General features: G+C 36.1%; 15 protein-coding genes. 3 read left to right on the top strand and 12 right to left on the bottom strand.

The genetic code is table 11. The features are described 5' to 3' along the window. Positions 1 to 80: 80 nt before the first annotated feature. The 6 genes from HII32_RS05520 to cdaA form a co-directional block, all read right to left on the bottom strand. Positions 81 to 875 carry a glycoside hydrolase family 73 protein gene (locus HII32_RS05520; RefSeq protein WP_246224871.1) on the bottom strand — a complete coding sequence of 265 codons (795 nt, stop codon included), beginning with the start codon at positions 873 to 875 and terminating at the stop codon, positions 81 to 83. 98 nt (positions 876 to 973) lie between these two features. Beyond that, positions 974 to 1,687 carry a glucosamine-6-phosphate deaminase gene (locus HII32_RS05515; protein ID WP_172189156.1) on the bottom strand — a complete coding sequence of 238 codons (714 nt, stop codon included), beginning with the start codon at positions 1,685 to 1,687 and terminating at the stop codon, positions 974 to 976. A gap of 97 nt (positions 1,688 to 1,784) precedes the next feature. Then, positions 1,785 to 3,605 (bottom strand): glutamine--fructose-6-phosphate transaminase (isomerizing), encoded by a 1,821-nt coding sequence (gene glmS, locus HII32_RS05510; RefSeq protein WP_172189154.1) that lies wholly within the window; start codon positions 3,603 to 3,605, stop codon positions 1,785 to 1,787. Between the two features lie 233 nt (positions 3,606 to 3,838). Beyond that, positions 3,839 to 5,188 (bottom strand): phosphoglucosamine mutase, encoded by a 1,350-nt coding sequence (gene glmM / locus HII32_RS05505; RefSeq protein WP_172189152.1) that lies wholly within the window; start codon positions 5,186 to 5,188, stop codon positions 3,839 to 3,841. A gap of 26 nt (positions 5,189 to 5,214) precedes the next feature. Beyond that, complete coding sequence (locus tag HII32_RS05500; RefSeq protein WP_425483271.1) at positions 5,215 to 6,183, bottom strand: CdaR family protein; 969 nt, start codon at positions 6,181 to 6,183, stop codon at positions 5,215 to 5,217. Between the two features lies 1 nt (position 6,184). Continuing rightward, on the bottom strand, positions 6,185 to 7,027 hold the full coding sequence (gene cdaA / locus HII32_RS05495; RefSeq protein WP_172189150.1) for a diadenylate cyclase CdaA: 843 nt from the start codon (positions 7,025 to 7,027) through the stop codon (positions 6,185 to 6,187). A gap of 181 nt (positions 7,028 to 7,208) precedes the next feature. Here cdaA and HII32_RS05490 point away from each other — a divergent pair, with 181 nt between their 5' ends. Continuing rightward, the gene (locus tag HII32_RS05490) at positions 7,209 to 7,868 is read left to right on the top strand and encodes a DUF1361 domain-containing protein (RefSeq protein ID WP_172189148.1); all 660 of its coding nucleotides are present in this window, start codon (positions 7,209 to 7,211) and stop codon (positions 7,866 to 7,868) included. Between the two features lie 34 nt (positions 7,869 to 7,902). On the opposite strand, the gene HII32_RS05485 is transcribed toward HII32_RS05490, so the two are convergent. Next, a complete protein-coding gene (locus HII32_RS05485; protein WP_172189146.1) occupies positions 7,903 to 10,035 on the bottom strand; it encodes a cation:proton antiporter in 2,133 nt (710 codons plus the stop codon). A gap of 14 nt (positions 10,036 to 10,049) precedes the next feature. Next, positions 10,050 to 10,964, bottom strand: coding sequence for a UDP-N-acetylmuramate dehydrogenase (gene murB, locus HII32_RS05480; protein WP_172189144.1), 915 nt, complete (start codon positions 10,962 to 10,964; stop codon positions 10,050 to 10,052). Positions 10,965 to 11,092: 128 nt separating this feature from the next. On the opposite strand from murB, the gene HII32_RS05475 reads away from it, so the two are divergent. After that, on the top strand, positions 11,093 to 11,632 hold the full coding sequence (locus tag HII32_RS05475; RefSeq protein ID WP_172189142.1) for a 3'-5' exonuclease: 540 nt from the start codon (positions 11,093 to 11,095) through the stop codon (positions 11,630 to 11,632). Between the two features lie 7 nt (positions 11,633 to 11,639). On the opposite strand, the gene HII32_RS05470 is transcribed toward HII32_RS05475, so the two are convergent. From HII32_RS05470 to HII32_RS05455, 4 genes are all read right to left on the bottom strand, one after another. After that, complete coding sequence (locus HII32_RS05470) at positions 11,640 to 12,131, bottom strand: GNAT family N-acetyltransferase (protein WP_172189140.1); 492 nt, start codon at positions 12,129 to 12,131, stop codon at positions 11,640 to 11,642. 1 nt (position 12,132) lies between these two features. Continuing rightward, positions 12,133 to 12,606: a tRNA (adenosine(37)-N6)-threonylcarbamoyltransferase complex ATPase subunit type 1 TsaE gene (tsaE, locus tag HII32_RS05465; RefSeq protein ID WP_172189138.1), complete on the bottom strand. Its 474-nt coding sequence runs from the start codon at positions 12,604 to 12,606 to the stop codon at positions 12,133 to 12,135. An 81-nt stretch (positions 12,607 to 12,687) separates the two neighbouring features. Next, entirely contained in the window at positions 12,688 to 13,662 is a 975-nt protein-coding gene (gene pta / locus HII32_RS05460; RefSeq protein ID WP_172189136.1) for a phosphate acetyltransferase, read from the bottom strand. 35 nt (positions 13,663 to 13,697) lie between these two features. Continuing rightward, a complete protein-coding gene (locus HII32_RS05455; protein WP_172189134.1) occupies positions 13,698 to 14,384 on the bottom strand; it encodes a uracil-DNA glycosylase in 687 nt (228 codons plus the stop codon). Between the two features lie 105 nt (positions 14,385 to 14,489). Here HII32_RS05455 and HII32_RS05450 point away from each other — a divergent pair, with 105 nt between their 5' ends. Next, entirely contained in the window at positions 14,490 to 15,008 is a 519-nt protein-coding gene (locus tag HII32_RS05450; protein WP_172189132.1) for an LURP-one-related/scramblase family protein, read from the top strand. Positions 15,009 to 15,051: the final 43 nt, after the last annotated feature.

The following is a 15,051-nucleotide window of genomic DNA, read 5'->3' as shown; positions in this document are numbered from 1 at the left end:
TATAATCATTTTTTGTCTTATTTTTTACTCTATTAGATTATACCAAACCTACTTAAATTAAAAGGTTTTCAGGTGATTTTTTAATCTTTTAATAACTTATTTTCCAGCTTGAATTCTTTACCTTGCTGATCAGCTTTTTTAGCACTATCCTCTTTAAATAGTTGCTCGGTTTTATCAATTTCTTTTAAATCATCTGGATTAGCAGTTATTCGGCGCATATTAGTTTGGACGGTTTTATTAGTTGTATCATCACCGATAGAATCATCCACTCCGGCAGCAATTTGTTGATTAATATCTAACGAACCGCTACTGGTGCTGGAATCTAACTTAGTTAAATCATACTTTTGAATCACCTTAGTTAATTTATTACCATAATTCATATCAGTTGCATATTTGGAAGATAATGCTGTGGCAGCATCAACGTAACTAACCGTATTTTCTGTCCAAGTTCCATCATAGTAATCCGGATCAGAATCAATGCCGTTACGCAATATTTTAGCATTATCCTCAATCGATTCCTTGACTGATGGATATTTCTTGAACTGTGCATTAACGGTATATCGTTTGCCTTTTCCAGTGTATTCTGCCGTATTCATCGTTACTGAATTACCTTCAAAGGCCCCTTTAATTCCAAAGTAATTATTACCATCAAGAGCTAATTCTGATTGCCCCCAATTACTCTCTAAAATAGCTTGAGCCATCATTACCGACGCATATAAGTGATTTTTATGACTAACAGTAACTACAGGTTCCTTTATGCTGTTAATAAAATCTGTTTCAGTACTAGCATGAGAAGCTACTGGCATAAAGGCTGCCAATATCATTCCAGCCATACCGGAGAAGCAGACTAATGTTTTAAATAAACGCTTTTTCATCAAATAAAAAAACCTCCGTTAAAAATCGTACGTTATGTTCACTAAACTATTATAGCATAACGTCAAATCGATAACTTTGGTTCTGTTTGATAAATTTCTTAATGGATATTTTGCAATTCACTGGCAGCAGCTTCATCTAAAATGACAGTCACATTAGGATGATTTTGCAATACACTAGCAGGTACATCTTCTGTTACTGGACCTTGAAGCGCCTCTTTAATAATATGTGCCTTTTCTGTTCCGTAGGCTTCTAATAAAATATGCTTAGCACCCATAATCGAAGCAATTCCCATAGAATATGCTTTTTGTGGCACATCTTCTTTTCGTTCAAAGAAACGTGCATTAGCTTCAATTGTTGATGGAGTTAAATTTACTTCGTGAGTTAGTGAATCAAATGGTGTACCAGGTTCATTAAAACCAATGTGTCCATTATGTCCAATCCCTAAAATTTGTAAATCAATTGGATGAGTTTCAATTAAATGATTGTAATCATTAATCACTTTAGTAGCATCGGGGTTGGTACCATCAGGAACATAGGAATGTTTGAAGGGTTTTTGATCAAATAAATGCTTTTGCATAAAATAACGATAGCTTTGATCATTATCTGGAGTTAAGCCAACATATTCATCTAAATTAATGGAAATTGCTTGACTAAAATCCACATCACTATTAACCAAGGCATCATAGGTAGTCATCGGGGTACTACCAGTAGCAAGTCCAAAAACTGTGGCTCCTTGTGCTAAAGCATCTTTAAATACTTTGGCTCCAACTTGACCACCTAACTGTGCATTTTTTTCAACAATGATTTTCATAAAGTCATCCGCCCCTCTTATTTCGGTATAGTCCAATAATAAAACATCTAGACCATTTTTGCAAATAAAAAAGAATCCAAAACGGATTCTTTTTTTTTTATTCAACGGTAACACTCTTAGCTAAGTTACGTGGACGATCAACATCCAAGCCCTTATTAAGACTAGTGTAGTATGCCAGTAATTGTGCTGGTACCACACTTAATAATGGCATGATTAACTCATCAACGTCAGCAATTACGATAGTATCGTCAGCATTGGCCACCCCTTGGCGAGCAATAGTCATCACCTTGGCACCACGAGACAATGTTTCCTGTAAATTACTGCGAGTTAAGCTAGCAGTATCATCTTGAGTAATAATACCCACAACTGGAGTATTTTCTTCAATTAAGGCAATTGTTCCATGCTTTAATTCCCCGGAAGCAAAACCTTCAGCTTGAACATAAGAAATTTCTTTAAGTTTAAGGGCTGCCTCAAGTGAAACAAAGTAATCAATTCCGCGACCAATATAAAAGGCTCTAGTAGCTGGTACAAAATATTCTTTAGCTAATTCTTCAACTTGATCTTTTTCATCGATAATAGCTTGCATCCCAGTAGCCACTAGTCCTAATTGTTGTCGTAAATCAAATTCTTCAGCAACAATTTGTTCCTTAGCCATACCAACCGCCTTAGCTAAAATAGCTTCAACTGCAATTTGAGCCGTATAAGCCTTAGTGGAAGCTACGGAGATTTCTGGACCAGCACCCAATAGCATAGTATAAGTTGCTTCTCGTGATAAGGTTGAATTTTGAACATTGGTAATAGTTAAACTCTTGTAGTCACCAGCATTAACGTTAACTAGTACTTCACGACTATCTGCCGTTTCACCACTTTGAGTCAAGAAAATAAAGAATGGATGTTCACTAAGCAATGGCTTTTCGTAAGCAAATTCTGAAGCAACGTGGACTTCAGTTGGAATATGGGTTAATTTTTCAAATAATTTTTTACCCACTAATCCAGCATGGTAACTAGTACCAGCACCAATAATGTACAAGCGATCAGCTTGATTAATATCTTCAATTAAAGCTGGATCAACGGTGGTTTTTCCAGATTCAAGTAGGTATGTTTGTGCTAACTTACGCATTACGTTTGGTTGTTCATCAATTTCTTTTAACATGTAGTATGGGTAAGTACCTTTATCAGTATCTTGAGCGTCCATTTCTACATGGAAACTATCACGATCAACTTGGTTACCAGCTTGATCAATAATTTCAACAGATTGTGGTTTGATAGTAACCACTTCGCCATCTTTTAATTCCAAAAATTCATGAGTAACGTTAATCATTGCTAAAGCATCGGAACAAACAACGTTGCAACCTTCGCCTAATCCAACTAATAATGGACTCTTATTTTTAGCTACGTATAAAGTATCTGGATCATTACTATCAATAAGCAAGAAAGCGTATGAAGATCCTTTCTTCAGTAGAGAAATTGATTTTAAGAAAGCTTCTTTAGTAGTTAAATTCTCTTCACGAACAAATTTATCAACTAATTGAACAAAGACTTCCGTATCAGTTTGGCTGGTAAAAGTTACGTCGCTTAAGTATTCTGCCTTAAGTTCCTTAAAGTTTTCAATCACACCATTGTGTACCAAATAAAAACGATGATCTTCAGAAACTTGGGGATGAGCATTAGCAACACTAACACCACCATGAGTGGCCCATCGAGTATGACCAATTCCTGTTGACCCGTGAACTTCTGGTCCAACGGCAGCAGTTAAATTAGCAATTCGACCTTTTTCTTTAACTAAATAATCTTCACCATGTAAATCATTAACATAAATACCAGCTGAATCATAACCCCGGTATTCCAATTTTTGTAATCCCTCTAATAAAATAGAAACTGCATTGTCATTTCCTGTAACTCCAACAATTCCACACATAATCAATTCTCCTAGTATTAAAGATTGGTATATACACTTATCATTAGTTAACTTTACTTCGATATGTTTAATTTAACCACATAAATAGCTTTTGTCAATCTTTATCATAATTATCATTATAGATCATCGTAAATTGGTCTACATCATGCAAAAATAGCATTAAAAAAAGCAATCGGTTTCAATTTGCTATAAAAAAAGATTAATCAATTACTTGATTAATCCTTTAAAATAATTTATTCAATGCCAATTTCTTTAGCAACTACATCGGCAATTCTTTGAGTATAACTGTCGACCAAGTCTTGGGTTGGAGCTTCAGTCATTACGCGCAATAATGGCTCAGTTCCACTAGGCCGTACCAGAACCCGTCCGTCACCGTTCATTTCTGTTTCAACATCGTTAATTACTTGTTTGATAGCTGGATTATCCAAGGCATGTTTTTTATCACTAACCTTAACGTTAATCAGGCGTTGTGGATAAACTTTGACTTCACCAGCTAGTTCAGAAAGTGGTTTGCCAGTTTCTTTCAAAATAGCTAATAATTGAAGACTAGTTAACATGCCATCACCAGTGGTATTAAAATCTAGAAACACTATATGCCCTGATTGTTCGCCACCTAAGTTATAACCGTCTTCATTCATCTTTTCAACAACGTAACGATCACCAACTTGAGTTTTAACACCCTTTAGGCCTTCTCGTTCCATTGCTTTATACATTCCCAAATTACTCATAACCGTGGTAACAATTGTATCTTTTTTCAATCGACCACGTTCAGCCAGGTATTTACCACAAATGTACATAATGGTATCACCATTGATCAAATTACCTTTTTCATCCACTGCAATACAGCGATCACCATCACCATCAAAGGCAATTCCTACTTGAGCGCCTTCTTCAACTACCATTTTTTGCAGTTGCTCTGGATGAGTAGACCCCACTTGATCATTAATATTTAAACCATTAGGCGTGGTGGCCATGGTTTTAAAATCTAATTCCAAATCAGCATATAGATTGGTAACTAACTTGCTAGTAGCACCATTAGCTGCATCTACTGCTACTTTAAGACCAGTCAGATCAGTTGAAATAGTTTGTTCCAAAAAGTGAATATACTTCTGGCTACCTTCCCGATAATCATTAATAGTTCCTAAGCCTTCAGCAGCTGGCTTGGGTAAGTTATCTACTGGATTTTCTAAAATGGCTTCAATTTCTTCTTCCATAGCATCAGATAATTTATAACCATCACCACCAAAAAACTTAATTCCATTATATTCAACTGGATTATGAGAAGCGGTAATCATGACCCCGGCGTCTGCTTCTTGGTTTCTCACTAGATATGCCACCCCCGGAGTGGTGATTACCCCTAAATCTAGGACTTCGATACCAACCGATAGTAATCCGGCTACCAAAGATTCTTTTAACATTTGACCAGAAATACGAGTATCTCGAGCAACTAAAACTTGTGGTTGCTTACGTTCAGAGTGGCTAGTCAATACATAACCACCAGCTCTTCCACAACGATATGCTAGATCTGGCGTCAATTCTTGATTGGCGATCCCGCGAACACCATCAGTTCCAAAATATTTCATCTTTAATTCCTCAATTTCTTCATTAATTATTCAGTTGATTTTTCAATCTTAACTTGGATTGAGTCTGGTTCAAAACCAGCAACTTTATTTAGTTTAGCGTCCAATGTGACTCGCTTAGTTTTGGTCTGAGAAACATCACTAGTATTGACCTTAACTAATACTTCCTTTAGGTCAGCTAATTGACTATCAGTTCCAAAAACCTTTACCCGTTCAGTAGTGGTCGATAATTTTACTTTATCGCTAGAACCAGTTTGTCCTTTAGGCTCTAATTTAACTGGTACTTCCTTACTTTCACCAGACGCAATTGGTAATTTAATATTAGTCGTCGCTGGTGTAATGACTACATTGACGGTTTTTCCATTCGCGTCCAATGCTTCAATCACTGCTTGACTATCAACCGTTGTTTTAGCATTTTGCGGTATATTTAGTTTAGCAACCACTGAGGTCACTTTATTAATAGAATCTTGTGCCCCTGTCACCTTTACAGTTTTAGTATCAGTAGTAACCTTGCCAGCCGTGTAACCGGTAGCGATATTATTTTTATCATATTTTACTGTCAACGGATAGCTAACCGTCTTTCGCGGTTGCACATCAACATTAATCTTAGCTGGTTCAAAACGATAACGCAACTCACTATTGAGACCTTCTTGCTGAATCGAAACTGTATGATGCCCAATTCCCAGCTTTGACAAATCAGCATAAACCTTGAAATTTTGCGTATTAGCCGTTGTTGTCACCAATGCAGCTGGTCCCGTTAAATGAACTAAAACTTTTTCTGGATAACCAGTCACAAAATATTTGTTACTATTAACCGTCAATGATAATGGTACCGAAACGGTAGCACTCTTCGTGGAACTCAACTTAATAATTTGATTTTTTCTATTAGGATCTCTAGTGGAATTAACTTTTGAACTGTCGGCATAGACAAATAATAAAATGGCAAAAATTAAAGCTAAAATTCGCATAGACCACTTATTATTAAACATATTCTTCAAATTAATTCCCCCCTCTAAAATGAGTATCAATGTAATTCGAAATGGTTTCTAATAAATTTTTATGACCACTATCACTCGGTGCCTTAAGTAATTGCGTTCTAAAGTATTTCAAATAATCTTCTTGAGTCATGCCTCTAAACAACTCATTATTTTGGGTAATTGAAACCTCACCAGTTTCTTCAGACACCACCACCGTCATGGCGTCAGTCAATTCAGAAATGCCAACCGCTGCTCTATGTCTAGTCCCTAATTCTTTAGGAATTAAATTACTTTGTGATAAAGGCAAATAAGCTGCTGCTACGGCAATTCGATTTCCTTGAATAATAACTGCCCCATCGTGCAAAGGCGTGTTGGGAATAAAAATATTAATTAATAATTCGCCACTTACATCAGCGTCTAAAGTAATACCGGTCTCAATATAGTCTTCCAAACCAGTATTCATTTGGACTGTAATTAAAGCACCGATGCGTCGCTTAGACATATATTGAATCGCCTTATCCAAAGCCTCAATTAATTGATTAGCTGCCTCATTTTCTTTATTAGTTTTGGCAAATAAGGAGCCTCGACCTAAGTGTTCCAAGCCTCGTCTAATTTCCGGTTGAAAAATAATAACAATTGCAATAACACCCCAATTAATTACTTGGTCCATAATCCACGACACAGTGGTTAAGCCAACGTACCAACTAACTAATTTAAAAATGACAATAATAATGATACCTCGAAGTAATTGAACGGCCTTTGTCCCCTGAACCATTAAAATTAGTTCATAAAGTATAAACCACACCACTAAGATATCGATTAAGTTGATTAAATTTTGTAGGTTAAAAATACTGGACCAGTCCATGGCAACGCTCCTTTTATTTTCTTCAGATTTATTATATCATTGGAACGCTAGTCCACGAAATTTATCCATTGATTTTAATCGATTTATCAAGATTTTATAAAAAATAGTTATTATCGAACCAATCATTAGCAATTTAGTACCATATAGCGTTTAATAGGAGTTGCAGAGAGAAGGTCTACTTATGAATACACAATTGAAATGGTCAATCAGATTGTTTTACGTAATTTGGTTAATTATTTTATTTTTATTGGCTAAACCACCCTTTAATTTCTTAGTTTTGAATACCTTTTTGGCATATATACCAATTGAACTAAGTTTTCATATCGGCGTTAATAAACCCAAAAGCGGAATTCTCTTTTGGCCGTTAGTAATTATTTGGCTATTATTCTATCCCAACGCTCCTTATTTATTAACTGACTTATTTCACCTCTCCTTGTTACAACCATACGGGGCTAATGGTTTATTACGCTTAGATTTAAACATGTGGCTAAACTTTACCCTTTTAATCGTTAGTGCTATTCCGGCCACGATTATTGGCATGTGGGGAGTTAAACAAATTAACGACGGCGTCATTAGTAGATTACATATGAATCAAAAAATAGCTCCCTTAGGAATTACCATTATTTCTATATTGTCAGCTATTGGTATTTTTATTGGCCGCTTTTTAAGAATTCATACCGTTTACTTATTTATTACTCCGGAACTTTTTATTAAACCCATTTTAAATATGTGGAACCAAAGTTCTATTATTTTTATTGGATTATTAACTATTGTACAATTAGTAATTTATTGGGCCTTGTTTATCTTTAAAAATGGACAAATTAATCAACCTACCAAATAAAAAAGCCTCATATCAAATGATATGAGGCTTTTTTCTATTCAGAACTATCTTCAGACGAACTCATAATCAATACAGTTTCCGAGTAATTAATATATTGTCTTAACTTAGTAGCCATCGACCAGTTAATTCGGCCTTGTTCCAGCAAAATTTGAACCCCTTCTCGTTCAGCCGACAAAGCACGCACTCGTAAGGCTTGGTATAATTCCTCGCTTTGCACATTTTCAGCCTGTTGTCTCGGATTATCATCAGCACGTTCAATTTGATTTCGATAACGAACAATCAAATGATAAACTGATTGACTTTCAAAACGATGGTTATCAATATCTTCGCGGGCTAAGTATTTGGCCAAGCTTTTAATAGCTCCCTTAGCTTGTTCCCGTTGAGCTAGAGCTAATTCAGTTAGTTCGGCATCACTACGTTTTTTACGATAAAATCGAATTAACACCCATTTTCTTAATTGTCTAAACCAATAAAATAGATCACTCCGGCGATGATTACGACGTTGAATATAAGAATCCATCAACTTATTTTCCTGATGATTTAATTGTTTTGTAGCAATTTGAAAAGCTTTTTCTGAAATTCGTTTATCGTGCCACAGCTGTTCTAATGCTTGATGTTCACCAGCTAAGGCCACTCGACGTAAGGCCACCTCATCAGATAGCACGCGATTCATGGTTTCCTTATCTTTCATTTGTAATTGCAAATTTCTGATTAAAAATTGATAATCCAAGATCAAGTCAAAAACTTCACGAGAATTATAATCGCGACGTTCTTCTTCAATTCGTTGAACTGCCAATTGCATAATATAAATTCGGGCTTCATCTTCACTAATCAAGTTAGCAGTCTCAGCCGGATCAGCATCAGGATGATTAGCTTCATCATCTGCAGCAGACGCTCTAGTTAAAAAGCCGGTAGTTCCGGCTGATACTAATGGCAACGTAATCGTAGCTGCTACTAAACTAATAATGATTACACCAGCCGCGATGAATAGCATTAATGACCGTGATGGAAAATCTGCTCCGGAATTTAATACAATTGGTACTGATAAGACTCCGGCCATCGTTACGGCACCACGAACTCCAGATAATCCAGCCAACAAAGCCGTTCTAAAGCTATCCCGAACCGTCTGTTGCCCCTTAAAATTCTTTTTAGTGAAATGATTCCATAGTTGGTAAATAAAAATCCAAGCCACTCGAATTAATAAAATTACCAGCCACACTATGAATGATAAAAAGATCGCTCCAAAAGTGTTAATCTGATCATTTTTAATTAAATTAGTAGTAGCTAATGGTAATTCAACACCTAAAATTAGAAAAACTACTCCGTTTAACGTGTAAATAATAATATCCCAGGTCCGCTCTCTAACTAACGTTAATTCCGGTTCGTTTTTAATGCCACCATTATAAATATGAGAAATAATACCCGCCGTTACGACCGCAATGACCCCAGAAGCATGCGTTAATATTTCGGTTAGTAAGTAAATAACAAATGGGGTTGTAATTTGTAATACCGTGATAAAGATAACATCGTTAATGCCTTCTTGATAGAGCCACTCTTCTAGTAATAAAATAGCGATCATGATAACAGCACCCATGATGAACCCCATAATACTGATATAGCCAAAATCTAAAGTGGCGGCTTGTAACGAAAAGAACCCTGTCACTGTTGCCGCAATAGCATATTTAAACGCAATCAATCCACTTGCATCATTAATGAGACTTTCACCACTTACTAAATGCATAACGTTATCCGGTAATTTTACTCGTTGCGAAATAGATTGAACTGCCATCGGATCAGTTGGTGATAAAATAGCGGCCAAAGCAATAGTCACCGATAACGGCATCGTTGGAATTAACCAATGAAAAATAAATCCACCAGCGACCGTGGTTAAAAATACTAACCAAATAGCGTTAGCCATAATTGGCCCTCTTAGTTCCCAAAGTTCTTTTTTAGGAAATCGACGACCATCATTAAACAATAACGGCGCCACAAATAGCAGTAAGAACCAATCAGTATTCAGTTGAATATCTGTGTGGAAAAAAAGAGCCGCCAATAATCCTAATACTACTTGAATTAAACTAACTGGAATCATTGGAATGAAGTGATCCAAAATATTGGATAATAACACTAAACAAATTAGTAAAATTGCTCCTTCAATAATTTCCAATTTGGATTCCTCCCTTATTTTTTAGCAGGATCAGTTCCCAAAATCCGGACTTCTGTTTCCAAATGAACTTGAAATTTATCATAAACGGTTTCTTGAACGTGTTTAATAACATTCATATAATCTGTTGCGGTGGCACCACCAACATTAACAATAAAACCAGCATGTTTAGTAGATACCTGAGCACCACCAATTTGAAATCCTTGTAAGTCTGAATCATGAATCAACTTACCAGCATAGTATCCTTCTGGACGTTTAAACACACTACCACAAGATGGTAATTCTAATGGTTGGCGAGCTGCTCGACGAGCATTTAATTCATCCATTTCGGCTTGAATATCAATTGGATTACCTGGTTGTAACGCAAAAGTAGCGGTTAAAACAATTTCGTGGTCATCTTGGACGCTACTATGACGATATCCAAAATCTAGTTCTTGATTATTCAGCTCTCTTATTTCGCCAGTTTCAGTAATCACTTTGGCCGCACTAACGACATTTTTGATTTCACCACCATAAGCCCCGGCGTTCATAAAAGTTGCACCACCAACACTACCTGGAATTCCTGCGGCAAATTCTAATCCAGTTAATGAAAAACTTTGCGCAATTTTAGTAACCTCAATAATAGCAGCACCAGCTTGAGCGATTAATTGATTACCATCATGAATAACTTTAATCATTTTGGTTAAAATCATTACTAATCCGCGAATGCCACCATCTCTCACAATTAGATTACTGGCGTTACCAATAACCGTCACGGGAATAGCTTGATCTTTAGCTGCCTCTAAAATTTCCTGCACTTCTGTTTCAGTTTCGGGAAAAGCCACAATATCGGCGGGCCCTCCGGTTTTAGTATGGGTGTATTTGGATAATGGTTGGTCTAAATACATTTCGATATTAGAAAATTGGTCTTTAAATGATTGATAATTTTTCATTGCCTTCGTCCCTTATTTTATTATTATTCTATTTTACTTGATTTTAACTGCTAATCAAACTGTTCCTGTTTAAAACTTGCTTCTACTGCCAAAAATTACTATAATTTTTAAGATACGAGGTGATAATATTGAATTTTGTTGCACTAGATTTTGAAACCGCAGCTAGTAAACGTGCTAGTGCCTGTTCTATCGCTTTAACTGTGGTTGAAAATGATCAAATTGAGGCTAAATTTTACTCATTAATTAATCCGGAAATGGATTTTAACTGGCGTAATATTCAAGTACACGGAATTACAGCTAATGATGTAGCTGATGCCCCAACGTTTCCAGAGGTTTGGCAACACATCTCAGCATTATTTGAAACCCAACAATTAATTGTAGCCCACAACGCTACCTTTGATAATAGCGTTTTAAAACAAACACTGCTGCGTTATGATTTACCAACTTTTAGCTATCCAACCCTAGATACCGTTAAAACCTCTCGCAATTTATATCCGGGATTTAGTAATTATAAGTTAAATACCGTTTGTGATGAATTAAATATTGAGCTAACTCATCATCACAATGCCCTAGATGATAGTATCGCTTGTGCTAATATTTTAATTAATCAGGACCAAAAATTCGGTACCGATAGGCTGAAACCATTTATCAAAATGCAAAAAAACTAGTAATGATTTAATCATTGCTAGTTTTTTTTCGCAACATATTAAAAATCACTTGTTCATTTTTAGATTGCTTATTAATCATTTCAAAATCAAAACGTTTATATAAATTAACCGCCACCGTATTAGTCTCATATACTTGCAAACTTAGTTCATTTAATTGACTAAATGAATCAAACCAATCAACCGCCAAATCAACTAAAGCCGTCCCAATTCCATTGTGTTGGAAGTCAGCAAGAACCGCCACGCCTAATTCACCTTCAACGCAATTAACCTGATCTACTGTTACGATACCGATTAATTGGTTATCATATTCTGCTACTGCTAATAGATTGGTTTTGGTTTGATTAATTAAATCAATTTGACGTGCTTCCGTAGCAACATCAATTTGACGTAAATCCGTATCAACCATAAAAGTATCTGATTCTTGCGTTAACTGCTTTAATAATGTCAGCACTTGACTTGCATCAACTGCATCTGCTAATCGTAATTCAACCTCAGCCATTTTATTTATCCTCGATTAATTGATCAATTAAATCTTCATAGTGTTTGCCAAATGGTTCAATAATAAGTTGTCGATAATTTTCTCCTTGAGTATCATCCCGTCGAAATGATAATTTTAAATAATTATCTGGTAACTCCTCTTGGACAAATTGTGACCATTCAATAACAACTACCCCATCACCATTAATGTATTCTTCTAATCCCAGTTCATCACCACCACCATTTTCTAGGCGGTAAACATCCATATGATAAAGCGGCATTCTACCAGTTTGATATTCTCGAACAATGGTAAATGTGGGACTTTTAACCGGACGTTTAATCCCTAGTCCAACGGCTAAACCTTTAGTAAAGGTAGTCTTGCCGGCCCCCAAATCACCATCCAATAATAATAAGTCTCCTGGTTGTAATTTATCGGCTAATTGCTCACCCAAATGGGTAGTTTCTGCGGCCGAATTTAATTGTATTATTTTTTTCATTTAGTGTTCCTCGATTACTTATAAATAGTAAAATCCGAACCTCCCGAAATCGGGCTGTTCGGATTTTTATTTTACACGTTATTAAAGCGCTTGGGTAGCAGTAATGATTGCTACTTTATAAACGTCTTCTTCATTAGCACCACGTGACAAATCAGAAACTGGTTGGTTAAGACCTTGTAAGATAGGACCAATAGCTTCAAAGCCTCCCAAACGCTGAGCAATCTTATAACCAATGTTACCTGATTGAAGTTCTGGGAAAACAAAAACATTAGCGTGACCTGCTACCTTAGAACCAGGTGCTTTCTTTTCTCCGACAGATGGTACAAAAGCGGCATCAAATTGTAATTCACCATCTAATGGTAATTCTGGTGCCTTTTCTTGAGCAATCTTAGTGGCTTCTTGTACTTTAGTAACCATATCACCCTTAGCTGAACCCTTAGTAGAAAAGCTTAACATAGCAACCTTAGGATCAATATCAAATAATTTGGCAGTATTAGCACTTTCTATCGCTACTTCTGCCATTCCATTAGCATCTAAATCAATATTAATGGCACAATCAGCAAATAAATAGCGTTCCGCATCCCGTTGCATAATAAAGGCGCCACTAATGAGCTTAACTCCTGGCTTAGTTTTAATGATTTGAAGAGCTGGCCGAACGGTGTCTCCAGTGGGATGGTTAGCTCCTGAAACCATTCCATCTACCTTGCCCATATAAACCATAGTAGTTCCAAAATAATTAGGATCTTGAAGCCACTGACGAGCCTTAGCTTCATCAGTCTTTCCCTTACGACGTTCAACAATAGCATTCACCATTGTATCAATCACGTCACTAGGTTGGTGCAAATAATCAACTACTTCCAATTGAGTAGTATTAATTTTATTATCAGTCGCAATTTGGTTAATTTGATCAGGATTACCCAATACAACTGGAGTAACTAAATTATCACTTGCTAAACGTGCGGCGGCACCTAAAATTCTAACATCGTCGCCTTCTGGAAAAACAATTTTGATATTCTTGCCATAAATTTTGGCCTTCATACTCTCAAATAGTTCCATCGTAAATCCCTCCATGATAAATAGTAAGTTTTAAATTATTGGTTCACTCGTTCAGGTAATTGCCAATTAATTGGCGTTTCACCATAATTAATCAATGCTTGGTTAGTTTTAGAAAATGGTTTAGATCCAAAAAAACCGCGATATGCAGATAATGGGCTGGGATGAGCAGATTCAATAACCGTATTTTTAGTAGTATCGATTAATTTAATTTTATTACGGGCCGCTCTGCCCCATAAAATAAAGACAACTGGTTCTGATCGCTCGGAAAGCTTTTGAATGGCATAATCAGTAATTTGTTCCCAGCCTTTCCCCTGGTGGGAATATGCTTGCCCATCTCTTACCGTGAGTACCGAATTCATCATCAATACCCCTTGCTTGGCCCAATCTACTAAATAACCATCTTGAACCGGTTGAACCCCCACATCTGCTTGTAGTTCCTTGTAAATATTTAACAATGAGGGTGGAATTGCCACTCCTGGTTGCACTGAAAAGCTTAATCCGTGCGCTTGATGGTAACCGTGGTATGGATCTTGTCCTAAAATAACTACCTTAACCTGACTAAATGGAGTTAAATTAAAGGCTTCAAAAATATGATTCATATCGGGATGAATATTTTGAGTATTATATTCATGAACCAAAAACTTGCGTAACTGTTGATAATTATCTTTTTCAAATTCTGGTTCCAAAATTGGCCACCAATCATTATGAATAAACGGTTTCATCCTTAACACCTCGCCTTTTATTGTACCATAATCATAAATCATTTTCAGTCCAGAAATTATTTAGAGAACGTGTTAGAATTAAGCCCAAAAGGAGGACTAGCAAAAATGACGCGAGCGTTGACTTTTAACCAAACCGAATTGGATCAAACCCAATTTGCCAAAGTAGCTGATGGCTACCACGACACCAAATATTTCATTATGGGAACATGGGGATTAATTGGTGATGGCTTCATTGTTTACTCATTAACTGGTGATCCTCTGGCCGAAATTAAACAACTGACCATTGGTAATAATGCCAAATTCGAATTGAGCATTGAAAATCAAACCATCGCAATTGCTAGGCTACACATTACTGTTTTAAATCAAGAATTTATTTACCTGAAACACGAAAACATCTTGGTAACAGGTAATTCTGTCACCCAAAAATATAATTTTTTCAAAGGTCGACATCAAATAACTAAATTAGAGCGACTGGATAATGATGCTACTTTTATTCGTGAAATAACTACTGATCAAATTGAGACAGAGCCAACCACTATCTGTATTGCAGCAATGCTAGGTCATCCTAGAATGAAAATCTCTCCCCACCATAAAATGAATAATCAAGTTAATTATGGTATCTAAAAATAACATTCAATCAAAATCAAATCACGACTACATCACTGTT

Source organism: Lentilactobacillus kribbianus (assembly GCF_013184075.1).
In the GTDB taxonomy this organism is placed as follows: Bacteria; Bacillota; Bacilli; order Lactobacillales; family Lactobacillaceae; genus Lentilactobacillus; species Lentilactobacillus kribbianus.
This window is presented reverse-complemented; position numbering and strand designations above follow the sequence as displayed.

What these genes read in the sequence shown, in the direction of transcription:
- cdaA (WP_172189150.1), bottom strand. Translation starts at nt 7,027, where the DNA reads ATGGACTGGTCCAGTATTTTTAACCTACAAAATTTAATCAACTTAATC.
- pta (WP_172189136.1), bottom strand. Translation starts at nt 13,662, where the DNA reads ATGGAACTATTTGAGAGTATGAAGGCCAAAATTTATGGCAAGAATATC.
- HII32_RS05515 (WP_172189156.1), bottom strand. Translation starts at nt 1,687, where the DNA reads ATGAAAATCATTGTTGAAAAAAATGCACAGTTAGGTGGTCAAGTTGGA.
- glmS (WP_172189154.1), bottom strand. Translation starts at nt 3,605, where the DNA reads ATGTGTGGAATTGTTGGAGTTACAGGAAATGACAATGCAGTTTCTATT.
- HII32_RS05450 (WP_172189132.1), top strand. Translation starts at nt 14,490, where the DNA reads ATGACGCGAGCGTTGACTTTTAACCAAACCGAATTGGATCAAACCCAA.
- tsaE (WP_172189138.1), bottom strand. Translation starts at nt 12,606, where the DNA reads ATGAAAAAAATAATACAATTAAATTCGGCCGCAGAAACTACCCATTTG.
- HII32_RS05490 (WP_172189148.1), top strand. Translation starts at nt 7,209, where the DNA reads ATGAATACACAATTGAAATGGTCAATCAGATTGTTTTACGTAATTTGG.
- HII32_RS05455 (WP_172189134.1), bottom strand. Translation starts at nt 14,384, where the DNA reads ATGAAACCGTTTATTCATAATGATTGGTGGCCAATTTTGGAACCAGAA.
- glmM (WP_172189152.1), bottom strand. Translation starts at nt 5,188, where the DNA reads ATGAAATATTTTGGAACTGATGGTGTTCGCGGGATCGCCAATCAAGAA.
- HII32_RS05520 (WP_246224871.1), bottom strand. Translation starts at nt 875, where the DNA reads ATGAAAAAGCGTTTATTTAAAACATTAGTCTGCTTCTCCGGTATGGCT.
- murB (WP_172189144.1), bottom strand. Translation starts at nt 10,964, where the DNA reads ATGAAAAATTATCAATCATTTAAAGACCAATTTTCTAATATCGAAATG.
- HII32_RS05470 (WP_172189140.1), bottom strand. Translation starts at nt 12,131, where the DNA reads ATGGCTGAGGTTGAATTACGATTAGCAGATGCAGTTGATGCAAGTCAA.